Raw genomic sequence first — 22,845 nt, 5'->3', positions numbered from 1 at the left:
TTGTCTTTCCTGCCGGCGCCAAGACGCAAAACGCGTACGCCGGGCAAAACCCTGAGGGCCGCCGTGCTCACTGCGTTGCATCTGCCGGATGATTCTGGGTTCGTCGGAATAAAAGCTGCTGCCTCCGCGCGCGACGGCCTCGTGGCGATCACGGTCTTCAGGTTCGCAATGGTCAGTCTTGCTTGACCCATAGCTGTTCCGAACGAAACGACCTCATATATGACCCGGAAAAGCCGGGCCGACCTCTTTGCTCTTTTCGAGCGTTGGCGACAGCGCGTAAAGATGCGCAGTCGGCCGATAGAAACGGAGGGCGGGGGAGCCACATCTCCGCTGAATTCTGTGCCGGTTATCGAGGGCGGCGAATGAATATGCCGCTGTTTTCACTATCATTACTTGCGGTTCGTTTTGAGAACCGGCAAACGATTCTGATAGTTCACCCATAACCTTTCATAGCTTTTATGGCGTCGTTTGAACGATGACAAGTGCGAATATCAATTGACATTCGTATCGCAATTTCGCCGAAAGCTGAGTATAGGACCTATTCAAGGTCGAAATACGGCTGGAAATCCTTCATTAACTGTAGTTCTGTACGAGTGTTTTAATGGGTATTCGGGCGAGATGGTGCAGGGGCAAGCGTGCCGGTATCGCGATTATTGATACCAGTCATTCAATGATGTTGTTCTTGATTGTGGCGGCTGATGCATTTTCGAAGCGCTGAAAACGCTATGACACGATTGCCGAGTGCAAGGTGCCTCCTGGCATTGTTTGCTCTTTTGTCGATTTCGCTGTTCCAAACCGCATCTGTCTTTGCTGCCGATCGCATCACTTCTCCACTATCTGCGCTGACCTTCCGTATGGCCGGCGATGATCTGCGAACGCGCATCGTCGTCATGTTTGATCGGGAACCAAAACTTTCGACCTTGCTTCTCGATAATCCGCATCGCCTTGTCGTCGACTTGCCTGAAACACGCTTTGGTTTCGATGAAAAAAGTCTGGAAGCCCGAGGGCTCGTATCTCGCGTTCGCTATGGACTCGTCGGCAAGGGCCGTTCACGCCTGATCTTGACATTGCGCGGTCCCTTCAAGGTCGAGGATCTTCGCATTCTGAAAAATGAAAGTGAATCGGGTTACCGCTTGGTGGCCGATGTCGTTGCCACTTCGGACCGGGAGTTTGCGGAACAATTGAAAGGCCGCGAGGAAATAACGAGCTCGACGGACCGGGGTGAAAAGCCCATTCAGGCTATATCGCGGAATGCGTCTGCCGCGCGCCCGTTTACCGTTATGATCGATCCTGGTCACGGCGGTATCGATAGCGGAGCTGAAAGCCTCAGTGGTATCAAGGAAAAAGATCTGACGCTCGCTTTCGGGCAGGAGCTGCGAGATCGTCTGGCACAGGAAAGCAACATCAAAGTTCTGATGACCCGCTCTGATGATACTTTTCTGCGCCTTTCCGAACGGGTGCGGATTGCCCGCCAACATGAGGCGGATCTGTTTATTTCCATCCATGCAGATACGATCAACCAGCACGATATTCGCGGCGCAACAGTTTACACAATCTCCGATAAGGCATCGGACTCTGTTGCGCGCGCCATGGCTGAGCGTGAAAACAAGTCGGATAGTCTGGCCGGAGCCGCACCAGAAGAGCAGCCCGAGGTGACCGATATCCTTCTCGATCTGACAAGACGTGAAACGCATACATTCTCGCTGAGTTTTGCCGAGAAGGTGATACATTCCCTGCAAGGGCAGGTGAACCTCATCAATAATCCGCATCGTTTCGCCGGTTTCCAGGTCCTGCGCGCGCCGGATGTGCCGTCCGTTCTGATCGAAATCGGGTATCTGTCCAACGTCGAGGATGAAAAGCTGATTAGTAACCCGGAATGGCGCAAGAGGCTCGCGGATCGATTGGCGATTGCAATCAAGGCTTTCGAAACGTTGAAGCATCCGGCAAGCATGAGCAAAGGGTAGGGAGCTGGAAAGTGGATATGTCCGCTTGGTGTTGAATGCGCTTCAGCTTATAAGATGCATGCTTGCAACAGTTTTGTGGATTTTCGTCATGCGGACGAAAGTGACAGCGTTAAATTGGTAAAAACACGTAAACCATCTTGCCTTTGACTCATTTGCTGGTCACTAAGCCAGTGGTTGCTATACGGCAAAATTGGGTTAAAGGGTTGGCTGTTCGTGCTTTGACCCTTATCATGTGAATAATCTGAAGGCAGGATTCCGCATTTATGGTAAGGCTTATCGGATATTTCTTCGGGATCGGAACGGTGCTGATGCTCCTCGTGGCAGGTGGCGTCGCCCTTTACGTCGGAAGTCTCACGAAGGATTTGCCAGATTACGAGGTGCTCGCAAAATACGAGCCGCCGGTAATGACGCGCGTTCACGCCTCCGATGGTAGCCTCATGGCAGAGTTTGCCCGTGAGCGTCGTCTTTATATTCCCATTCAGGCTGTTCCGAACCGCGTCAAAGCGGCTTTCGTTTCGGCTGAAGACAAGACCTTCTACGAACATCATGGCCTCGACTTCGCGGGTCTTGCTCGCGCCATGATAACCAACGTCAAGAATATGGGTTCCGGCCGCCGTCCGGTCGGCGCATCTACTATCACTCAGCAGGTCGCAAAAAACTTCCTTCTGACGTCGAAGCAGACCTATGATCGCAAGATCAAGGAAGCCATTCTGGCTATGCGCATCGAGCAGGCGTACTCCAAGGACCGTATTCTCGAACTGTATCTCAATGAAATCTTCTTCGGTCTTGGTTCATACGGTATCGCCAGTGCGGCACTGACATATTTCGACAAATCGGTCGGCGAGCTTTCTATCGCCGAAAGCGCATATCTTGCAGCTTTGCCTAAAGGCCCGAACAATTATCATCCGTTCCGCCAGCCAGAGCGCGCCATCGAGCGCCGCAACTGGGTGATCGATCGAATGGGCGAAAACGGCTACATCACCGCCGAAGAAGCCGCCGAAGCCAAAAAGCAGCCGCTCGGTGTCAAGGAACGTTCGGACGCCCATTATGTGTTTGCGTCGGAATATTTCACCGAGGAAGTGCGCCGCCAGATCATCCAGAAATACGGTGTCGATGCGCTTTATGAAGGTGGTCTTTCTGTTCGCACAACGCTGAATCCAACCCTTCAGGTTGAAGCGCGCAAGTCCTTGCAGGCGGCACTGCTTCGCTATGATGAAGCACGCGGTTGGCGCGGACCGATGAAGAATGTCGAGCTGGGCAACGATTGGGGCGCAGCATTCGGTGATATGCAGTCCTACTCGGATGTGCCGGAATGGCAGCTCGCCGTTGTGCTCAATGTTTCTGCTGCAGGCGCCGATATCGGACTGCAGCCGCCGCTTGAGGCATCAGGTTCCCGCAGTAAGGAACGCAAGCGCGCGTTCATCGCTGCCGATGATATGAAGTGGGCGATGCGCGTCGTGAATATCGGTGGCAAGCGTACCAGCGCGAAGTCGCCGGAAGGTGTTCTGAAGGCGGGCGACATCGTCTATGTCTCCAAGGAAGGCGATTCCCGCTATCGTCTCCAGCAGCCGCCGAAGCTTGAGGGCGCGCTTGTCGCCATGGACCCGCATACGGGCCGTGTTTTGGCCATGGTCGGCGGTTTCTCTTACGCGGAATCGGAATTTAACCGCGCGACGCAGGCCTATCGCCAGCCGGGTTCCTCATTCAAGCCGTTCGTTTATGCTGCGGCCCTCGATAACGGCTATACACCTGCTTCCGTGGTTCTGGATGGTCCGCTGGAAGTCAATCAGGGTGGTTCGCTTGGCGTTTGGGCTCCGAAGAATTATTCCGGCAAGTTCTCCGGCCCGTCCACGCTGCGTTACGGTATCGAACAGTCGCGTAATGTGATGACGGTGCGTCTCGCGCAGGACATGGGCATGAAGCTCGTGGCTGAATATGCTGAACGCTTCGGTATTTACGACAAGATGCTGCCCGTTCTTTCGATGGCGCTTGGTGCGGGCGAAACAACCGTTCTGCGTATGGTGACGGCCTATTCCATCATGGCAAATGGCGGCCAGAGCATAACGCCTTCGATGATCGATCGCATTCAGGATCGCTATGGCAAGACCGTCTTCAAGCACGACGCGCGCCAGTGCGAGGGCTGCAATGCGCAGGAATGGGCCAATCAGGATGAGCCTACATTGATCGATAATCGCGATCAGGTGCTCGATCCGATGACCGCCTATCAGATCACGTCGATGATGGAAGGTGTCGTTCAGCGCGGTACGGCGCAGATTTTGAAGAGCCTCGATCGTCCAATGGCCGGCAAGACCGGTACGACGAATGACGAGAAGGATGCCTGGTTCGTAGGCTTCACTCCTGATCTCGTGGTCGGCGTTTTCATGGGCTACGACACACCCACGCCACTTGGTCGCGGCAATACCGGTGGCGGTCTGGCAGCGCCAGTGTTCAAGTCCTTTATGGAGCAAGCTCTGGCCGGTACGCCGAAGGTGGATTTCCGCGTGCCTGAAGGCATGACCGTTATCGCTATCAACCGGAAGACCGGCATGCGCGCCAATCAAGGCGATCCAAATGTGATCATGGAGGCTTTCAAGCCGGGTACTGGCCCGTCTGACAGCTATTCGGTCATTGGCATGGATTCGTTCCGTGAAGGTTCACCCGTTGCGCCACAGTCGCCGCAGGCAACCCGTGCGATCAACTCCGGTTCCGGCGGACTTTACTGATCGGGAAAAGCAGGGCTTTACCCTTTACACCGCGCCGCGTGCTCACTATGGTCCGCGGCGCCTGAACCGACCGGTTCAGCTTCTCAGATGAAATAGACTGATATTGAAGGAACGATTTGCCCATGCGCGCGGAAATCGAGACGCTGGTTGACGAAATCAAGCAGGCCATAAGCCTGCTGAGGAGGCATCTTTGACTGGGATCAGGCGATAAAACGTCTCGGCTATCTCAATCAGAAAGCCGAAGATCCCACGTTGTGGAATGATGCCCAGGAAGCCCAGAAGCTGATGCGCGAGCGCCAGCAACTGGAAGACAGCATCAATGGCATCAATCAGCTTACCCAGACGCTGAAAGATAGCATCGAACTCATCGCCATGGGCGAGGAGGAAGGTGACAAGTCGATCATCGAGGACGCGGAAAATACCATCCGTGAGCTGAAGGTCGAGATTGATCGTCGCCAGATCGACATGCTGCTGTCGGGCGAAGCCGATGCGAACGATACCTATGTCGAAGTGCATGCCGGTGCTGGCGGCACGGAAAGCCAGGATTGGGCGTCGATGCTGTTGCGCATGTATACGCGCTGGGCGGAACGCAGCGGCCGCAAGGTCGAAGTGATGGAAGTGCATGATGGCGAAGAAGCGGGCATCAAGTCCGCAACCATTCTCGTTAAGGGGCACAATTCATACGGCATGATGAAGACAGAATCGGGCGTCCATCGCCTGGTCCGCATCTCGCCTTATGACTCCAACGCTCGCCGCCACACGTCCTTTGCCAGCATCTGGGTCTACCCTGTGATCGATGACAATATCGATGTCCAGGTTACGGAAGCCGATGTTCGCATCGATACCTACCGCGCTTCGGGTGCGGGCGGCCAGCACGTCAATACCACGGATTCAGCAGTGCGTATCACGCATATCGCGACTGGAATCGTGGTGCAGTGTCAGGCGGAGCGCTCACAGCACAAGAACCGGGAAAAGGCATGGTCGATGCTGCGCGCACGCCTCTATGAAGAGGAATTGAAAAAGCGCGAAGAAGCGACGGATGCGGCGAATGCCACCAAGACCGACATCGGTTGGGGGCATCAGATTCGCTCCTACGTTCTGCAGCCTTATCAGCTCGTCAAGGATCTGCGCACCGGCGTTGAGAGCACCAACCCGCAGGAAGTGCTGGATGGTACCGTTACGCCATTTATGGAAGCCGCACTTGCCCACCGTATTCAGGGCGGCGGCGAAATGGTCGACGACATCGATTGATTAATCGTAAATACACGTGCATAGAAAACAAAACCCGGCTTCTGGCCGGGTTTTTTCGTTTCAGTAACTTAAAGCAATGGCTCTATCTGTTTGCCCGCTTTGAGAAAATTGACAGGATTGACCGCGCGCCCGTTTTCACGGACTTCATAATGCAGGTGACTGCCAGTCGAGCGTCCGGAACTTCCTGCTTCACCCACAATGGTTCCGGCGGCGACATGCTGCCCATCGCGCACAACAACGCGACTGAGATGAGCGAAACGGGTCGAAAATCCATTGCCGTGGTCGATCTCGACCATATTACCGTATCCACCGAAACGACCCGCCTTCGTGACCTTGCCTGCTGCGGTGGATTTCACCGACTGTCCATAGGCTGCACGGAAGTCAATACCGGAGTGGAACGCAGCCGTTCCGAGAAACGGATCACGGCGCACACCGAATAGGCTCGTTACAGGTTTGTCCGGTGCAGGATTGGCAAGGGGTAGGGCACTCACACGTTTGCGTACCTGGTCGAGCCGATCAAGGGCGCTATCAAGGTTACGCAACTGCATATCGAAATCATTGATCACAGTTCCGGGTGACGAAACCGGAATAAGCGGTCCACCCATCGCTATGGCAGCATTGTGCGGCGTTTCGATCCGCAATCCGGCGGCATTCAAAGTATCGATAATACTGTCGGCCTTTTCATAAGCTGCATCTGCCAGCACGCGCACCTTGCCGTTCTGTTCGCTCTCGATGCGATGAAGGTTCTGGGTGATGGTGGCCAGTATCTTGTCGGAGGTCTCTAGTGTCGATTCACCCGAAAGCCCACCTGAGAGACGCAACCCTATCGAACCAGCGTCGGCCCGACGGTCAGGCTTTTCAGCTAGAGATTTTCCGGGCACAGGCCCGGTGATGATCGGGTCTATACCCGGAAAATCGTGTCCTGCCAGAGCCTCGTCGGGGATAAGCTGACTATGCTTTTCCAGATCTGGTGCGTTCTCCGTTGGCATTTCCGGCATCGGTTGCAATTGCGAAGCTCGTTCCAGCAAGGGAGCAAGTTTTCCGTCACGCGCACTCAAGGTCTGTTGACGCTGCATCAATTCGGCAACCTTGTTCTCCATCACCTGCTGATCGAGCATTTGTCGACTGGTAATGCGGTCAACCTCGGTGCGAAGTGCGGAAATGCGATCTTCATAGAGCTGCTGATTACGGGCATGACGCGCGATGCCAGCGCTCATCAGGTCGTCGCGCAGTACGAGATAAGCAGTCGCTCCAAGATACCCTGCCGAAAGCGCCAGAAAAGCTGCACCACCAAGGGCTGCCATCCAGGGACGAAAGGTGAAATGGCTGATCTTTTCACCGCGCGCAATGATGAGGACAGGCGGTTCCTTGCGCTCTCCGAACACCTTTTTTGTCGATGTTTTCGCCTGCTTCCCAGTCATGCCAGCCGCATGCCCCTTCTCGATTCCCTAGCTTGATTACAACTTATTAGGGTTAACAGACCTTTACATTTGAGGCTTGCGCGGACCATGCGACCGGGTTTGTTTTCACCAGCGGCGCATTTGAGGAAGCGACTAGATCGATACCGGCGATAGAGAGCGGTAGAAGGACGGCGTCAATCCAGCTTCGGCGCGCGCCAGCTCATTAAAGGGCGGTTTGAGGTCGCCACGGAAATTGGCACGAACCAGTTCGCGAAATCTCGCTGCAGGATCGATTTTGTTCTGCGCGCAGAAGAATCGGAACCATTTGGCCCCCACGGCAACATGCGTTTTCTCATCATTGTAGATGACGTCGAGGATCGCAGCGGTTTCATGGTCACCGGTCTCAATCATCTTCTCAAGCAGGGATGGTGTAACATCAAGTCCGCGCGCCTCAAGAATAAGCGGCACGACAGCGAGACGAGCTTCAAGGTCGTTGCGGGTTTGATGTGCCGATTGCCAAAGCCCGTCATGGGCAGGCATGTCGCCATAGTCTGCGCCGAGCGACTTGAGACGGTCGCGCAACAACGTGAAATGGCGGGCTTCATCGTCGGCGACTTTCATCCAACCATCGAAGAAACTGCGCGGTATGGGTTTGGCGGCAAACCGGGCAATGATGTCGAGTGCAAGATCAATTGCATTCAGCTCGATATGGGCGAGTGCATGCATGAGCGCAATTCGCCCATGCTCCGTGTGGAGCGAGCGCTTCTTCATCATGCGCGGCGGCACAAGCTCCGGCTTGGCCGGGCGCCCCGGACGGTCTGGCAACGGTGGATCAAGCGGGCTGCGCACCGAAAGCGTACGTCCAAACCAGCGATGAGCGGTTTCTCGTGTCAGCCTGACTTTTTCATCCAGATCACAAGCAGATATGGCGCGAATGGCGTTTCCGCGCAGCGTCTGCTCGTATGATGTTTTGTTTGGCATCGTTCAGAGCGCACGAGCGGCTTCAAGCACTTGTTCGGCGTGACCGGCGACTTTCACCTTGTTCCAGATACGAGCGATGTGCCCATCCGCATCGATCAGGAAGGTCGTGCGTTCCACACCCATATATTTGCGACCATACATGCTCTTTTCGACCCACACGCCATAGGCTTCAAGCGCCACACGGTCTTCATCGGCAGCAAGATCAACAGTCAGGTCGTGCTTCTTGCGAAATTTTGCGTGTTTTACTGCGCTGTCGGGAGAAAGACCGATGACACGAACTCCGATAGTGTCGAAATCCGGTTTCAACTGAGAGAAAGCAATCGCTTCCTTGGTGCAGCCGGAAGTATCGTCTTTCGGATAGAAATAGATGACGACTGGCTTACCTCTGAGAGATGACAGGGAGATTTCGCCATTATCCGAAGGCAGAGTGAAATCGGGTGCCGGATCGCCAACCTGGGGATGAGCCATATCTGCGCCTTTCTTTTATGGATTAGGATGGAAACCACCTGTTACAGTCTGAGCTATCGCATTCAGGCAAGGCTTGTGCAACCATTGATGTCAGCGTCTTCGTGATGTTGGAGGATAGGCGCACGGTTGCCGGTGCAAACGCATGAAACGGGTTGGAAGTCGTTGTAAAACATATAATTACGGTCGCTTAATGAAGTAAATTCTAAGAGACCGTTTGGCATAGCACTCTTTTTCTGGCTGGGTTGTTGACAGAGAAACCGCAGAAGATCCGCTTCAGCAAGCGGGAGATGAAAAGAATCGAACGTCTCGCCGCTGACGGCGAGTGTGGCTATTTGCCCGGCGCGACGCGTTCGAGCCGTTCATTTCTGTCGCGCTGTTCCCATGCAATTTTGTCGATCTGCATTCTTCTGGTTCTCGTCGTCGGTGCCGGTTTTGTCATTCTTCGCAGTGGCGTTGACAGCAATCTATTGCGTGACGAAGCACAGAAAAGCCTGACTCGTATTCTTGGTGAGGGTGCCTCCGCATCCATTGGGAGCGCGGCGCTATCTCTGGATCAGGACAGTCATGTTGCACTGGAAGCTCGCAACGTATCGATTGCAGACCCCAAACAGGGTCTCGAAATCAGCGGAATCAAGTCCGTACGTCTGGGACTGGCACCGCTTCCGCTTTTGACTGGCAAGGTACGAGTGGCTCAGCTCGAAGTGGATGGTGTTTCTTTTGAAATGCCGGAAACGAAAGGGCCTGGCTTCTGGAAGTCCTTGCCTTACGATGAACATGGCATCATCGATTTTGATGCTATTTCTGGTGAGCTTTTCGGTGCCATGCGCCGTAGTTTGGAGCTTTTACGCGCGCAAGACACGCATGTCATAAGCATTTTCAACAGCACTATCGCTTTCAAGGTCGGCGATGAGCAACAGGTTCTGGACATAGAACAGGCTCGTCTCATTGAAAACGGCGGAAAGATCGCCATCACCGGCAGCGTCGTCTGGAAAGGCAAGAAAATTGCACTGGACGGCACGATTGACCGCCATGTGGCTGACAATAGCCTTGCTGGCTTTGAACTGAACGTTCGCGACATCCCCGTTGCATTGGGGTCTCCGCCTGAAGTCTCTCCGGTTATAAATGGCAATCGCGTTAACCCGGCCCATTTCGAACTGGAAGCTGTGGCGCGGTTGTCATTGACAGGATCCGCAGCCGATGGCGACAAAGCCGAACGTCTCGCGACTGAACTCGCTGTTGACGGCATAGATATGCAGCTTGGCAAGGTTGAAGATGTGCGTGGTGGTATTCGCCTTAACCTCGAACATACGGTGGGAAGCCGTAAGATCGAGATCAAGCCGTCCAAGTTGCAGCTCGGTGGTATGCAGGCGCAGTTCAACGGCGCCTTCGGCCCGGAACCGGAATCTGAAAACAACACCGGGGGGCCGACATATCGCTTCGAGGCCCTGACCACGTCAGCGACAAGCATGCCATCGGAATCGACCGACCCGCCGCTATCTTTTGCCACGCGCATTGCCGGACGTTATATGGCCGACCAGCAGCGCATCCAATTTGCCAATCTCGACGTGCAGACGGAAACCGGTCAGCTTTTTGGCCAGGGAAGCATGGGTTTCGGCGACGGCTCGCCGGAAATGATCTTCGTGCTGCGCATTCCCAAAATGCCCGTTGCCGACGCCAAGCATCTCTGGCCAATCGATGTCGCGGACGGCGCGCGCGAATGGGTGCTGAAAAACCTCTTCGGCGGGACCGTCAAGGACAGCCGCATCGATATTTCGCTCGCGGGTGGTCGCTTCAATGGACCGGGCCTGCCGCCACCGCTGACGGGCGATGAAATCAAGGCGGATTTCAAGGTTTTCGATACGCGCTTCGATGTGGTTGGTGAGCTGCCGCCGGTGCGGGATGCCGATGGCGAAATATCGGTTCGTGGCGCCTATACGACCATCAAGCTTTTGAAAGGCGTGGCCTACACACCGAATAATCGCAAGGTAGACGTATCAGACGGCACGCTTATTATTCCCTGGGGACCGCAGCGCCCCGTTATCGCGGAGCTGGATCTCGGTGTCTCGGGTGAGGCCTCGGCAATTGCCGAAATCGCCGGTAACAAGCCTATCGACGTTCTGAAGAATGTGCCTTTTCTGCCTGGCGATGTGACCGGCGATGTGAAGTCGCGCGTGAAGGTGAATTTTGCTGTTTCCAAAGATCCGCCACCCGGCACACTTAAATGGAACGCTGATATTGGCTTCACTGGCCTTGATATTTCGAAGCCGATAGCGGGCTCCTCCGTCAGTGATGCGACCGGCAACATCAAAGTCGATCAGTCGGCAGCCATTATTACCGCCGATGCAAAGCTCGACGGCATTCCTGCCAAAGTCAGTATGACGGAACCGGTGGATCGTTCGGGACCGGCCAAACGTGAACAGAAAATCAAGCTTGATATTGACGACAAGAGCCGTGATGCGGTCTTCCCTGGGCTAAGCTCCATCTTTTCCGGCCCGATGTCGGTGGATCTTGGAATGGAAGATGGCGGCAAGCGGCGTGTTTCGGCCGATCTTGGCAAGACGCAGATTGATCTGCCCTGGCTTGGATGGCGCAAAGGCGCAGGCATACCGGCAAAAGCAACTTTCGATCTGGTCCAGGGTGCTGACGACAAAAGCAAGATGGACATCAACAATCTTGTGTTCTCCGGCGATGCTTTCGGCGCGAAGGGCGATCTTTCCATTGCGAAAGGCGATTTCCAATCGGCGAATTTCAGCGAGATCCGTTTGAACAGAAACGACAACCTCTCAGTCAAGGCGACCAAAAGTGGTGGCGGTTATCGGGTTAACGTGCGTGGTTCGCAATTCGACGCGCGTGCGTTGATCAAGCAGGTTTCCGATCTTGGCGAGAAGGGTAGCAGCGGTGGAAAATCCAACAATCCGCGTGTGGTCGTTAGCGCCCAGCTTGATGAAGTCAGCGGCTTTAATAGTGAAACTCTGCGCAATGTTGCCGTTTCCTATGAAAGCGCAGGCAGTAAAGTTTCAGGCGTATCGGTCAATGCCGTCACATCGTCCGGCGAATCCTTCGTGGCTACGAATAACGACCAGGGCGACGCGCGATCGATCTCGCTGCAATCGAACGATGCTGGAGCGGTGCTTCGGTTCTTCGATTTCTATGACAAGATGCGTGGCGGCAAAATCACGGTCGGACTGGCTGCACAGGGCAACGGCCCATTGCGTGGACAGATCGATGCGCGCAACTTTGCTATCATCAATGAACCGCGTCTTGCGAAAATCGTTTCCAGCCCGCCGTCCAGCGGCGGCACAAGTCTCAATCAGGCCGTAAAGCGCGATATCGACGTTTCACGGGTTGATATCGAGCGCGGCTTTTCACTGATTGAGAAAGGCAACGGTTATCTGAATCTGTCCAAGGGTGTGGTGCGTGGCCCGACCGTCGGCACCACTTTCCAGGGAACGCTCTATGACAAGCAGGGTAACATGTCGATCACCGGCACGTTCATGCCCGCCTATGGCGTCAACCGGCTATTCGGCGAAGTTCCCATCTTCGGTGCTTTGCTTGGAAACGGGCGCGATCGGGGCCTAATCGGAATTACCTACAAGCTTGCGGGTAGCGCCAAGCAGCCACAGGTGATGGTCAATCCGATCTCCGTCATTGCGCCGGGCATATTCCGTTCGATCTTTGAGTTCTAGAGCGCGTTTCGATCTGATTGGATCAGATCGGCGCTCTAACTTCTTCTATTTAAAGAATAATCTCGATCGCCCTCGTTTCACTCTGGTCGGATTATGCTCTAAAGCGCATTGCGAAAAGTGAAATGGTTCGAGCGTGCTAACAAAAAGCCGGGCGTGAAGCCCGGCTTTGTTCGTTTAATGATCGTCCGGCTTATGCAGGACGGATCAGCACGTGGCGCTTCTTGCCGAGCGACAACTTGATGACGCCCTGATCGTTCAACGCGCTGGCATCGACGGTCATGCGAGGATCGCTGACAGGTTCGTCATTGATGCGCACGGCGCCGCCTTCAACGTGACGGCGGGCTTCGCCGTTAGTCGTGCAAAGCTCGGCCAGAACCATCAATGCTAGTACACCGATGCCGCTGTTCAACGTTGCCTTGTGAACGCCAACCGTCGGAAGATTCTCGGAAAGTTCACCATCCTCAAAGGTCTTACGGGCAGTCTCTGCAGCTTCCTCGGCAGCATCGCGCCCATGAAGCATCGCCGTTACTTCCGTCGCGAGGATTTTCTTCGCTTCGTTGATTTCGACACCTTCAAGGGCAGCCAGCTTGGCAATTTCGTCCAGCGGAAGCGTCGTGTAGAGCTTGAGGAACCGCTCGACATCGGCATCTTCCGTGTTGCGCCAGTACTGCCAGAAATCGTAGGCGCTCAGCATCTCGGCGTTCAGCCAGATTGCGCCGCCAAGCGACTTGCCCATCTTCTGGCCCGATGCTGTCGTCAGCAGCGGTGAGGTGAGGGCATAAAGCTGCGGGGTTCCCATACGGTGACCGAGATCGATACCGTTGATGATATTGCCCCACTGATCCGAGCCGCCCATCTGCAGGCGCAGATCATAACGCTTGCTCAGTTCCACGAAATCGTAGGCCTGAAGGATCATGTAGTTGAATTCGAGGAATGACAGCGACTGTTCGCGGTCGAGGCGCGTCTTCACCGAATCGAACGAAAGCATGCGGTTGACCGAGAAATGACGGCCCACATCACGCAAGAATTCCAGATAGTTGATGTTGCGCAGCCAGTCGGCATTGTTGACCATCAGGGCGTCGGTCGCGCCGTCACCGAAGGTGAGGTAGTTGGCGAAGACGCGCTTGATGCCGGCAATGTTCTCGGCAATCGTATCCTCGGTCATCAGCTTGCGGGCTTCGTCCTTGAAGGACGGATCGCCGACCATGCCGGTGCCGCCGCCCATCAGCGCAACAGGCTTGTGCCCGGTTTGCTGGAGCCAGTGCAGCATCATGATCTGGATCAGGCCGCCTGCATGAAGGCTCGGAGCCGTAGGATCGAAGCCGATATAGGCCGTCACGGTTTCCTTGGCCAACAATTCGTCGAGGCCACTTTCATCGGAAATCTGATGAATGAAGCCACGCTCGGAAAGCGTGCGAAGAAAATCGGATTTGAAACCGGACATTCCTTTTCCCTGACTGATAAGGCGAAGTTGAAACTGGTCGCAAGCGGCTGCTTACACCCATGTGATAAGTCCGCCTTTAGCACCAATCAACCGCCAAAAACAAGGAAACTCCCGAATTGGCGGGTTTCGAACCAGTAATTTGGCTTCGTTGATCGCAAGCAGCCGGCATCGGCCTCAGTGTTGCGCAGTATTCGAAAACAGATTGAGCACAATGACACCCGCAATGATCAACCCCATACCGACCACTGCAGCCATATCGAGCTTTTGGCCGAACAACAGCCAGCCGATCAGGGCGACGAGCGTGACCCCGATCCCGGACCAGACCGCGTAAGCGACACCGACGGGAATGGTCTTCAGCGTCATGGAAAGAAAGTAGAAGGCCAGGCCGTAAGCGACCACGACGATCAGAGACGGTCCCAGTCGTGTGAACCCTTCTGATGCCTTGAGGCTGAGCGTCCCGATGACTTCGGACACGATGGCGATAGCAAGGAAAGCATAAACCGGCATGTCACGCCCATAAGATGGATTTGAGAAAACGAATCATTTGAAGGCGATGGTAACATCGCATGAAAAATCCGGCGGGAGACCCGCCGGATGAGACGTTGCAAATCTGGAAAACGACTTGCCGGATTGCTTAAGGTTTAACGCAACCGCTTAGGACGCACTTCAACCAGCTCGCCTGCCAGACGGCGATCCAGATACTCGGCGCAATCCTCTATGAGTTCATCGCCCTGACCAGTGAAGAAGTGGTTCGCACCCGGAATCGTGGTCTGGGTAATCGTGATACCCTTCTGGGTCTTCAGCTTGTCGACCAATGCCTGCACATCCTTCGGTGGTGCCACCTTATCCTGATCCCCATGGATGATGAGGCCGGATGAAGGGCAGGGTGCGAGGAAAGCGAAATCATAAGTATTCGGCTGTGGTGCAACGGAAATGAAGCCTTCGATTTCCGGGCGGCGCATCAAAAGCTGCATGCCGATCCAGGAACCAAACGAGTAACCGGCGACCCAGCACGTCTTGGAATCGGGATGAAGCGCCTGCACCCAGTCAAGTGCGCTTGCCGCATCCGACAGTTCGCCTGCGCCATGGTCGAACTCACCCTGGCTGCGGCCAATCCCGCGGAAATTGAAGCGCAAGGTGGTGAAGCCGCGCTGCTGGAACATATAGAAAAGATCGTAGACGATCTTGTTGTTCATCGTTCCGCCGAATTGCGGATGCGGATGAAGGATAAGCGCGATCGGAGCATTCTTTTCTTTGGAAGGCTGATAGCGACCTTCGAGGCGTCCGGCAGGGCCGTTGAAAATGACTTCTGGCATGTGTACTCCGCTCGTAACGGGAAGGCCGGACTTGGGCGGCGAAACTTGACGTCGTTGGTCGCCGCTTCTAGAACCGGTTTGAAATTTCGACAGACTGAAAGCGAGTTTCAGTTCCTATGGGGGCTTAATAGGCTTTTCTTGATTGAAAATTCAAGAAAATTGCGCTTCCAGAATTTTGTTTAGGAGATAGGTACGGTGAACGGGAGCGGCAAGAGGCTCTATCTGGATTATAATGCCAGTGCTCCGTTGCTTGATGAAGCACGGGATGCGGTCATCAATGCGCTCGGCATTACCGGCAATCCATCCTCCGTTCATCGTGAAGGCCGCGCCGCGCGCGCGCTCATTGAATCAGCGCGCCGGAGCGTTGCAGCGCTTGTCAATGCCAGGCCAGACCATGTTTTCTTTACATCAGGAGCAACGGAAGCCGCATCGACGCTGCTGACGCCTCAATACATGATGGGACGTTCACCAGTTCGCCTGTCACATCTCTATGTGAGTGATACGGAACATCCGTGCATGTTGTCCGGTGGCCAGTTTGCCGCGCAGGACGTCACCATTCTACCGGTCGATGCAAATGGCATCATAGAACTCGATGCCCTAAGAACAGCTCTCGCCGATCACGACAAAAGCCAAGGGCTGCCGCTTGTGGCGATACAGGCCGCCAACAACGAAACCGGCATCATCCAGCCGATTGCGGAGATTGCGGCCATCGTCAAGGCTGCGGGCGGCATTTATATCATCGATGCGGTTCAGGCTGCAGGGCGCATTAAATTAGATATTTCAGATAATTGCGGAGACTACCTCATAATCTCCTCACACAAGATCGGTGGGCCGAAAGGTGTTGGTGCTGTTATCGCCATTTCCGATCTCATGATGCCGAGGGCGCTCGTTCGCGGTGGTGGTCAGGAGAAGGGGCATAGAGCGGGAACTGAGGCTCTGCCGCTGATTGCAGGTTTTGGTGCTGCGGCAGATACTGCCAAGGCACGACTGGACGGTGATGGCTGGTCCTCGGCTATGCGGGACAGGCTGGAAGCCGGGCTGAAGGCAATCGCCCCGGATGCCGTGATCTACGGCAAATCGGTCGACAGGTTGCCGAACACGACGTTCTTTTCCCTTGAGGAGCAAAAAGCGGAAACCGTACAGATTACGTTTGATCTAGGCGGGGTCGCACTTTCGGCAGGATCGGCCTGCTCGTCTGGAAAGGTGGGCCCCAGCCATGTGCTGTCGGCCATGGGACACGGAGACAGTCTCGGAGCGATCCGTGTGTCGCTTGAACCCACAGCGACGCCGGAGGACGTCGATGCGTTTCTCGACGTGTTTCGCAAGATTATCGCGCGCCGTGCTGGGAAAGCCTGATCACAGTTTAGAGCGCATCCCGAAAAGTGTGAAACGGTTTTCGGGAAAGATGCGCGTTAAAACTAATATTTAGAGCGCCGATCTGAATCAATCAGATCGAAACGCGCTTTAAAAGTCGAGACCGAGCTTCTGTTTTGCAGCCGCAATATAACCCTCGTAGCGCGTTTTGAACTCTTCCCGCTTGGCTATATCAGCGGCGATGTCGTTTGAAGCGCTGGCGTTTGAAATATTGAACTTGTCGTGGGCGTCCTGAAAAAACTTCAGTTGCTCGATGGTGCGGCCCTCGTCATTCACCTGTTGTTCGAGAAATTTTACATAGTCCTGCAGGTTCTGGGTGCTCATCATGGTCTCCCTTTCACTTGGCTATGTATGTTCCTACATGTGTTGGGCAAGGGCGAGCATGATTCTGATCATGCGGATCGGTCACTCCAATTTTTTAAGGGAAATCAAGGCGTCAAAGCAGGAAGGCGCCCCCCGCAATCCACGTATCATCAGCTTGTTTCATTAAGTTGATCGTTTTAATCGGCATTTTTAGGGGCAAATTTGAACCCGGTGCTTGAAATTCAGTTTAGAGAGGTTTTAAAGAAGGGCCACGCACACTATATTGAGGCGGTATTGTTCAAGACATATCACCTTGACGTTTGCAACTGTCGGGCCTTGACCCCGACGAGGATGGAGAACGCCAATGCCTGCAGTGCAGGAGACCATTGATCAGGTCCGCGGCCTTGACGTGGACCAGTACAAGTATGGCTTCGAGACGACGATCGAAGCAGAAAAGGCTCCCAAGGGCCTGAACGAAGATATCATTCGCTTCATTTCCGCCAAGAAGAACGAGCCGGAATGGATGCTGGAATGGCGTCTGAAGGCCTATGAACGCTGGCTCACCATGGAAGAGCCAAGCTGGGCGCGCGTCGATTATCCGAAGATCGATTTCCAGGATGCCTATTACTATGCGGCTCCGAAGAACCAGAGCGGCCCAAAGTCGCTCGATGAAGTCGATCCGGAACTTCTCAGGACCTACGAAAAACTTGGCATTCCGCTGCGTGAGCAGGAGATTCTTGCCGGTGTCCGCAAGCAGGGCGATCCGAGCGAAATCGACGACAATCCCTCCGACAACGTCTATGCATCCGGCCGCGTGGCCGTCGATGCCGTGTTCGACAGCGTGTCGGTCGTGACCACCTTCAAGGCAGAACTAGCCAAGGCGGGCGTGATCTTCTGCTCGATTTCGGAAGCGATCCGCGAACATCCCGAACTGGTGCAGAAATATCTGGCATCGGTGGTTCCGGTATCGGACAACTACTATGCCACGCTGAATTCGGCTGTCTTCACGGATGGTTCGTTCGTTTATGTTCCGAAGGGCGTTCGCTGCCCGATGGAGCTTTCGACCTATTTCCGTATCAACGAGAAGAACACCGGCCAGTTCGAACGTACGCTCATCATCGCTGAAGAAGGCGCGTATGTTTCCTATCTGGAAGGTTGCACCGCGCCGCAGCGCGACGAAAATCAGCTTCACGCTGCTGTGGTTGAACTGGTTGCGATGGAGAACGCCGAAATCAAATATTCGACGGTCCAGAACTGGTATCCGGGCGATAGCAGCGGCAAGGGCGGCATCTACAACTTCGTCACCAAGCGCGGCGACTGTCGTGGTGACAATTCCAAGATCTCCTGGACCCAGGTTGAAACCGGCTCCGCCATCACCTGGAAATACCCGTCCTGCATTCTGCGCGGCGACAATTCACGCGGCGAGTTCTACTCGATTGCCGTGTCGAACGGTCATCAGCAGATCGACTCGGGTACCAAGATGATCCATCTCGGCAAGAACACGTCGAGCCGCATCATTTCCAAGGGTATTTCGGCCGGCAAGTCCAACAACACCTATCGCGGACAGGTTTCGGCCCATCGCAAGGCTGAAAACGCCCGCAACTTCACCCAGTGCGACTCGCTTCTGATCGGCAACGATTGCGGCGCGCATACGGTGCCGTACATCGAAGCAAAGAACGCTACGGCGCAGTTCGAGCACGAGGCAACCACCTCCAAGATTTCCGAAGACCAGTTGTTCTACGTGATGCAGCGCGGCATTCCGGAAGAGGAGGCAATCGCTCTCATCGTCAATGGCTTCGTGAAGGAAGTCATTCAGGAACTGCCGATGGAGTTCGCCGTCGAAGCCCAGAAGCTTATCGGCATCTCGCTTGAAGGTAGTGTGGGCTAACCCACGCGCCTCTTTCCCAGTGATTTTCTGGCCAGCCTTTTCCTGGCATTAGAACAAGGTTTACATTCATGCTTGAGATCAAGAACCTCCATGCAAAGATCGCCGACACGGATACCGAGATCATCCGTGGCCTGAACCTCACCGTAAACAAGGGTGAAGTGGCTGCGATCATGGGTCCGAACGGTTCGGGCAAGTCCACGCTGTCCTACATTCTCGCCGGTCGCGACGACTACGAAGTGACCGAAGGCGACATTCTCTATAATGGCGAGTCGATCCTCGAACTCGACCCGGCGGAACGTGCCGCTAAGGGCATTTTCCTCGCTTTCCAGTATCCGATGGAGATACCGGGCGTTGCCACGATGGAATTCCTGAAGGTCGCGATGAACAGCCAGCGCAAGGCGCGCGGCGAGCCGGAACTGAAGATTCCGGAATTCATCAAGCGCGTGAAAGATGTCGCTGGTGGCCTCAACATCGACATGAACATGCTCAAGCGCCCGCTCAATGTCGGCTTCTCCGGCGGCGAAAAGAAGCGCGCTGAAATTCTTCAGATGCAGCTTCTGGAGCCAAGCCTTTGCGTTCTCGACGAAACCGACTCCGGCCTCGACATCGATGCGCTGAAGATCGTTTCGGAAGGCGTCAATGCTCTGCGTTCGCCAGACCGCGCCGTGATCGTCATCACTCACTATCAGCGTCTGCTCGAATACATCGTTCCCGATAGCGTGCACGTGCTTTACAAGGGCCAGGTCATCAAGTCTGGCGACAAGAGCCTCGCACTGCATCTGGAAGAAAACGGTTATGCCGAAGTAATCGGCGAAGCAGCCTGAGGAGGATTGGATTATGAATATCCAGACCGCTCAGACCGCAAAGCCGAGGACGCCCGCTGAAAGCGCGCTGATCGACAGCTTTGGCGATCTTATCGGCAATTTGTCCGGCAACGGCGATGTCGTTGTTGCACGCGATACGGCGCTTGAACTGCTCAAGACCAACGGGCTTCCATCCCGTCGCGTCGAAAGCTGGCATTACACGGATTTCCGCACGCTTTTGAAGGGCGTTGCGGCATTCGACAGCTCTGCGGGTACGCAGCCGCTTTCGGCTTTGCTCGCCGGTTCCACCATTCTGGCCGCCAGCAATGGCGTTGCGCTTGACGCCAAGGCGCCAGAAGGTGTTTCGCTGACGCCGGTGCGTGAAGCGCTGGCCGACGGCTCGCTGGCTCTCCAGCTCAAGACACGTGGCGCCGACGATACAATCGGCCAGATCAACGCTGCCTATGTCAGCGATGGCTGGATGATTTCGATTGCCGACGGCACCGAGCTGGAAGCGCCTCTCGAAATCCAGAACATCCAGAAGACCGGGCAGGGCCACACGCGTTTCCCGGTTCGTATCGGCTCGGATGTCAAGGCAACGATCATCGAACGCCAGAACGGCGGCGAGGGCGATGCTTTCTCGACGTCGGTGAGCCATGTTTCGGTTGGTGACGGCGCAGAAGTCCTCTGGGTCATCCTGCGCGATTTCGGCCAGGCGACGCAGCTTTCGCAGTTCAATGCGACGATTGGCAAGGGTTCCAAGCTCACGCTCTACATCGTCAATGCAGGCGGCAAGCTGGTTCGTCAGGAAGTGCACGTCAATGTGACGGGTGAAGATTCCGACTTCGAGCTTCGCGGCCTCAATCTGCTGGCCGACGACACCCACACCGACATTACCATGACGGTTGGCCATCTGGTCGAGAACACACGTTCGACCCAGATCATCCGCAATGTGGTCAAAGACCGCGCGCGCGGCGTTTTCCAGGGCATGATCCGCGTCGCGCAGATCGCCCAGAAGACAGATGCCCGCATGGCCTGCAATACGCTCTTGCTTTCGGATGAAGGCGAGTTCGATGCCAAGCCGGAACTCGAAATCTTTGCGGATGACGTGGCCTGCGGTCACGGCGCAACGGTTGCCGAGCTTTCCAAGGACTATCTGTTCTATTTGATGGCCCGTGGCATTTCGGAAAATGACGCACGTGGCCTGCTGATCAAGGCGTTCATCGCCGAGATCATTGAAGAGCTGGAAGACGAAACGCTGGTTGAAGCACTGGAAGCAGTGCTGTCCAACTGGCTCGCCATTCATGCCTGATGAAGTCGGGCCTGAGTAAATCGGGCCCGGTTGAATGAGACAGCGCGCACAGATGGGCGCGCTGTCCTTTCCTGCCGAACGGCAAAAGGTACGATCATGGACCAGAAGAATCCGCTCGTTGCGGCCTATGACGTGGAAGCCATCCGCCGGGATTTCCCAATCCTGTCGCGCGAAGTACACGGCAAACCGCTCGTCTATCTCGATAATGGCGCTTCGGCGCAGAAACCGCAAAGCGTCATCGACGCGGTGACGCATGCCTATTCCAATGAATATGCGAATGTACACCGCGGCCTGCATTTCCTGTCGAATGCTGCAACCGATGCCTATGAGAAGTCGCGCGAGACCGTTCGTCGTTTTCTGAACGCCGGTTCTGTCGATGAAATCGTCTTCACCAAGAATGCCACTGAAGCCATCAATACGGTCGCCTATGGCTATGGCATGCCGCATATCGGCGAAGGTGACGAAATTCTCGTCTCTATCATGGAGCACCACTCCAACATCGTGCCGTGGCATTTCATTCGTGAGCGTCAGGGTGCAAAGCTGGTCTTCACGCCGGTGGACGACGAGGGCATCTTCCATATCGAGGAATTCGAGAAGCGTCTGACGGAGCGCACCAAGCTTGTCGCCATCACGCATATGTCGAATGCGCTCGGCACGGTAACGCCGATTAAGAAGATCGTCGAGCTCGCCCATGCACGTGGCATTCCAGTGTTGGTCGATGGCAGTCAGGGCGCGGTGCACCTGCCGGTCGACGTGGAGGAACTCGGCTGTGACTGGTATGTTTTCACCGGCCACAAGGTCTATGGTCCGTCCGGTATCGGCGTTCTTTACGGACGTGCAGAGATGCTGGAAAAGATGCGTCCCTTCCAGGGTGGCGGCGAAATGATCGAGGAAGTGACGGAAGAGAACGTCACTTACAATCATCCGCCGCATCGTTTCGAAGCAGGCACGCCGCCGATCGTTCAGGCGATTGGTCTTGGTGCAGCACTCGAATATATGGAAAAGATCGGCCGTCATGCCATTCTCGCCCATGAGGAAGATTTGCGTGACTACGCTCATGAGCAGCTCGGGCGGATCAATTCATTGCGCATTTTTGGCAATGCGCCGGACAAGGGAGCGATCATCTCCTTTGCGCTTGAGGGAATTCATGCGCATGACGTGTCGATGGTGATCGACAGGGCCGGGGTGGCCGTGCGTGCGGGTACGCATTGCGCACAGCCGCTCTTGAAACGTTTCGGCGTTACCTCTACATGCCGTGCATCCTTCGCCCTGTACAATACCCGTGCTGAAGTGGATGCATTGGCGGAAGCCTTGGAGAAGGCAAGGAAGTTTTTCGGATGACCGATATGGAACAGAAAGTTCACGACCAAGCCGAGACCGCGTCTGCCGAGAGCGGAGAAAAGGCCGAACGCAATTCGGTGTTTTCTGCTTCGGCCATTCCGCAGGAAGACCTCCTGCGCATGACGGATGACATCATTGCGGCCTTGAAGACGGTTTATGACCCCGAGATCCCAGCCGATATCTACGAGCTTGGTCTCATCTACAAGATCGACATCGAAGACGACCGCACCGTGAAGATCGAAATGACGCTGACAGCGCCAGGTTGCCCGGTCGCCGGTGAGATGCCGGGTTGGGTTGAAAATGCCGTCGGAGCCGTCGAGGGCGTTTCTATGGTGGAAGTTACGATGACGTTTGACCCGCCGTGGACCCCGGACCGTATGTCGGAAGAGGCTCAGGTCGCAGTCGGCTGGTACTGAAATCAGACTGAAATCAAAAAAATGCGGCTCTTTGGGCCGCATTTTTGATTCTCGGCTATAGGTCGAGCAAAATGAAGTCTGACCGCTCTACTCGCTGGAATATTTGGATATGTCCCGAGCGCCAGATTTCTTCGGCAACTTTCATAAAGACAAGACTATAGGGCAAAAACCCGCA

The 22,845-nt window shown here is 55.1% G+C and carries 18 protein-coding genes; 11 read left to right on the top strand and 7 right to left on the bottom strand.

From position 1 onward, the window contains the following. From FIB18_RS04030 to prfB, 4 genes are all read left to right on the top strand, one after another. Window positions 1–186 (top strand): hypothetical protein, encoded by a 186-nt coding sequence (locus FIB18_RS04030; protein ID WP_140019548.1) that lies wholly within the window; start codon window positions 1–3, stop codon window positions 184–186. A gap of 539 nt (window positions 187–725) precedes the next feature. Beyond that, window positions 726–1,964, top strand: coding sequence for an N-acetylmuramoyl-L-alanine amidase (locus FIB18_RS04025; protein ID WP_140019547.1), 1,239 nt, complete (start codon window positions 726–728; stop codon window positions 1,962–1,964). Between the two features lie 263 nt (window positions 1,965–2,227). Continuing rightward, window positions 2,228–4,687, top strand: coding sequence for a penicillin-binding protein 1A (locus FIB18_RS04020; protein WP_140019546.1), 2,460 nt, complete (start codon window positions 2,228–2,230; stop codon window positions 4,685–4,687). 122 nt (window positions 4,688–4,809) lie between these two features. Further along, window positions 4,810–5,938, top strand: a protein-coding gene (gene prfB, locus FIB18_RS04015; RefSeq protein ID WP_140019545.1) for a peptide chain release factor 2 whose coding sequence is annotated in 2 segments (ribosomal slippage) — window positions 4,810–4,878 and window positions 4,880–5,938 — 1,128 coding nt in all. Because the reading frame shifts where the segments join, the coding sequence is not laid out codon by codon here. A gap of 68 nt (window positions 5,939–6,006) precedes the next feature. Here the strand turns inward: prfB and FIB18_RS04010 are convergent. From FIB18_RS04010 to FIB18_RS04000, 3 genes are all read right to left on the bottom strand, one after another. After that, window positions 6,007–7,359 (bottom strand): M23 family metallopeptidase, encoded by a 1,353-nt coding sequence (locus tag FIB18_RS04010; protein WP_140019544.1) that lies wholly within the window; start codon window positions 7,357–7,359, stop codon window positions 6,007–6,009. Between the two features lie 132 nt (window positions 7,360–7,491). Then, the gene (locus tag FIB18_RS04005; RefSeq protein WP_140019543.1) at window positions 7,492–8,319 is read right to left on the bottom strand and encodes a ferritin-like domain-containing protein; all 828 of its coding nucleotides are present in this window, start codon (window positions 8,317–8,319) and stop codon (window positions 7,492–7,494) included. 3 nt (window positions 8,320–8,322) lie between these two features. Next, on the bottom strand, window positions 8,323–8,787 hold the full coding sequence (locus FIB18_RS04000; protein WP_140019542.1) for a peroxiredoxin: 465 nt from the start codon (window positions 8,785–8,787) through the stop codon (window positions 8,323–8,325). A gap of 287 nt (window positions 8,788–9,074) precedes the next feature. Between FIB18_RS04000 and FIB18_RS03995 the strand changes: the two genes are divergently transcribed. Beyond that, on the top strand, window positions 9,075–12,473 hold the full coding sequence (locus FIB18_RS03995; protein WP_140019541.1) for a DUF3971 domain-containing protein: 3,399 nt from the start codon (window positions 9,075–9,077) through the stop codon (window positions 12,471–12,473). Between the two features lie 190 nt (window positions 12,474–12,663). On the opposite strand, the gene tyrS is transcribed toward FIB18_RS03995, so the two are convergent. The 3 genes from tyrS to FIB18_RS03980 all read right to left on the bottom strand — a co-directional run bounded on the left by tyrS (window position 12,664) and on the right by FIB18_RS03980 (window position 15,233). Beyond that, window positions 12,664–13,917 (bottom strand): tyrosine--tRNA ligase, encoded by a 1,254-nt coding sequence (gene tyrS, locus FIB18_RS03990; RefSeq protein WP_140019540.1) that lies wholly within the window; start codon window positions 13,915–13,917, stop codon window positions 12,664–12,666. 174 nt (window positions 13,918–14,091) lie between these two features. Beyond that, entirely contained in the window at window positions 14,092–14,424 is a 333-nt protein-coding gene (locus tag FIB18_RS03985) for a DMT family transporter (protein WP_140019539.1), read from the bottom strand. Window positions 14,425–14,558: 134 nt separating this feature from the next. Continuing rightward, window positions 14,559–15,233 (bottom strand): alpha/beta hydrolase, encoded by a 675-nt coding sequence (locus FIB18_RS03980; RefSeq protein WP_140019538.1) that lies wholly within the window; start codon window positions 15,231–15,233, stop codon window positions 14,559–14,561. A 195-nt stretch (window positions 15,234–15,428) separates the two neighbouring features. Here FIB18_RS03980 and FIB18_RS03975 point away from each other — a divergent pair, with 195 nt between their 5' ends. Continuing rightward, entirely contained in the window at window positions 15,429–16,589 is a 1,161-nt protein-coding gene (locus FIB18_RS03975) for a cysteine desulfurase family protein (protein WP_140019537.1), read from the top strand. A 108-nt stretch (window positions 16,590–16,697) separates the two neighbouring features. Here the strand turns inward: FIB18_RS03975 and FIB18_RS03970 are convergent, their stop codons facing one another. Further along, the gene (locus FIB18_RS03970; RefSeq protein ID WP_105543192.1) at window positions 16,698–16,931 is read right to left on the bottom strand and encodes a hypothetical protein; all 234 of its coding nucleotides are present in this window, start codon (window positions 16,929–16,931) and stop codon (window positions 16,698–16,700) included. A gap of 343 nt (window positions 16,932–17,274) precedes the next feature. On the opposite strand from FIB18_RS03970, the gene sufB reads away from it, so the two are divergent. The 5 genes from sufB (at window position 17,275) to FIB18_RS03945 (ending at window position 22,670) form a co-directional block, all read left to right on the top strand. Further along, window positions 17,275–18,798, top strand: a complete 1,524-nt coding sequence (gene sufB, locus FIB18_RS03965) for a Fe-S cluster assembly protein SufB (protein ID WP_105541740.1) — start codon at window positions 17,275–17,277, stop codon at window positions 18,796–18,798. Window positions 18,799–18,866: 68 nt separating this feature from the next. After that, complete coding sequence (sufC, locus tag FIB18_RS03960; protein ID WP_078338532.1) at window positions 18,867–19,622, top strand: Fe-S cluster assembly ATPase SufC; 756 nt, start codon at window positions 18,867–18,869, stop codon at window positions 19,620–19,622. Window positions 19,623–19,635: 13 nt separating this feature from the next. After that, window positions 19,636–20,913, top strand: a complete 1,278-nt coding sequence (gene sufD / locus FIB18_RS03955) for a Fe-S cluster assembly protein SufD (protein ID WP_140019536.1) — start codon at window positions 19,636–19,638, stop codon at window positions 20,911–20,913. 96 nt (window positions 20,914–21,009) lie between these two features. Then, window positions 21,010–22,254: a cysteine desulfurase gene (locus FIB18_RS03950; RefSeq protein ID WP_140019535.1), complete on the top strand. Its 1,245-nt coding sequence runs from the start codon at window positions 21,010–21,012 to the stop codon at window positions 22,252–22,254. Then, complete coding sequence (locus FIB18_RS03945) at window positions 22,251–22,670, top strand: SUF system Fe-S cluster assembly protein (RefSeq protein WP_140019534.1); 420 nt, start codon at window positions 22,251–22,253, stop codon at window positions 22,668–22,670. The genes FIB18_RS03950 and FIB18_RS03945 overlap by 4 nt, the downstream gene beginning before the upstream one ends. The last annotated feature ends 175 nt before the right edge of the window (window positions 22,671–22,845 follow it).

This window comes from Brucella pecoris, assembly GCF_006376675.1.
In the GTDB taxonomy this organism is placed as follows: Bacteria; Pseudomonadota; Alphaproteobacteria; order Rhizobiales; family Rhizobiaceae; genus Brucella; species Brucella pecoris.
Note: the sequence above shows the minus strand (reverse complement) of the source record. Positions and strands in the feature narration are given on the sequence as shown.

Bases quoted from the DNA above. Each gene is read 5' to 3' on its own strand.
- FIB18_RS04010 (WP_140019544.1), bottom strand. From the start codon at position 7,359: ATGACTGGGAAGCAGGCGAAAACATCGACAAAAAAGGTGTTCGGAGAG.
- FIB18_RS03980 (WP_140019538.1), bottom strand. From the start codon at position 15,233: ATGCCAGAAGTCATTTTCAACGGCCCTGCCGGACGCCTCGAAGGTCGC.
- sufC (WP_078338532.1), top strand. From the start codon at position 18,867: ATGCTTGAGATCAAGAACCTCCATGCAAAGATCGCCGACACGGATACC.
- sufB (WP_105541740.1), top strand. From the start codon at position 17,275: ATGCCTGCAGTGCAGGAGACCATTGATCAGGTCCGCGGCCTTGACGTG.
- tyrS (WP_140019540.1), bottom strand. From the start codon at position 13,917: ATGTCCGGTTTCAAATCCGATTTTCTTCGCACGCTTTCCGAGCGTGGC.
- FIB18_RS03995 (WP_140019541.1), top strand. From the start codon at position 9,075: ATGAAAAGAATCGAACGTCTCGCCGCTGACGGCGAGTGTGGCTATTTG.
- FIB18_RS03970 (WP_105543192.1), bottom strand. From the start codon at position 16,931: ATGAGCACCCAGAACCTGCAGGACTATGTAAAATTTCTCGAACAACAG.
- FIB18_RS04005 (WP_140019543.1), bottom strand. From the start codon at position 8,319: ATGCCAAACAAAACATCATACGAGCAGACGCTGCGCGGAAACGCCATT.
- sufD (WP_140019536.1), top strand. From the start codon at position 19,636: ATGAATATCCAGACCGCTCAGACCGCAAAGCCGAGGACGCCCGCTGAA.
- FIB18_RS03950 (WP_140019535.1), top strand. From the start codon at position 21,010: ATGGACCAGAAGAATCCGCTCGTTGCGGCCTATGACGTGGAAGCCATC.
- FIB18_RS03945 (WP_140019534.1), top strand. From the start codon at position 22,251: ATGACCGATATGGAACAGAAAGTTCACGACCAAGCCGAGACCGCGTCT.
- FIB18_RS04000 (WP_140019542.1), bottom strand. From the start codon at position 8,787: ATGGCTCATCCCCAGGTTGGCGATCCGGCACCCGATTTCACTCTGCCT.
- FIB18_RS03985 (WP_140019539.1), bottom strand. From the start codon at position 14,424: ATGCCGGTTTATGCTTTCCTTGCTATCGCCATCGTGTCCGAAGTCATC.
- FIB18_RS04025 (WP_140019547.1), top strand. From the start codon at position 726: ATGACACGATTGCCGAGTGCAAGGTGCCTCCTGGCATTGTTTGCTCTT.
- FIB18_RS04020 (WP_140019546.1), top strand. From the start codon at position 2,228: ATGGTAAGGCTTATCGGATATTTCTTCGGGATCGGAACGGTGCTGATG.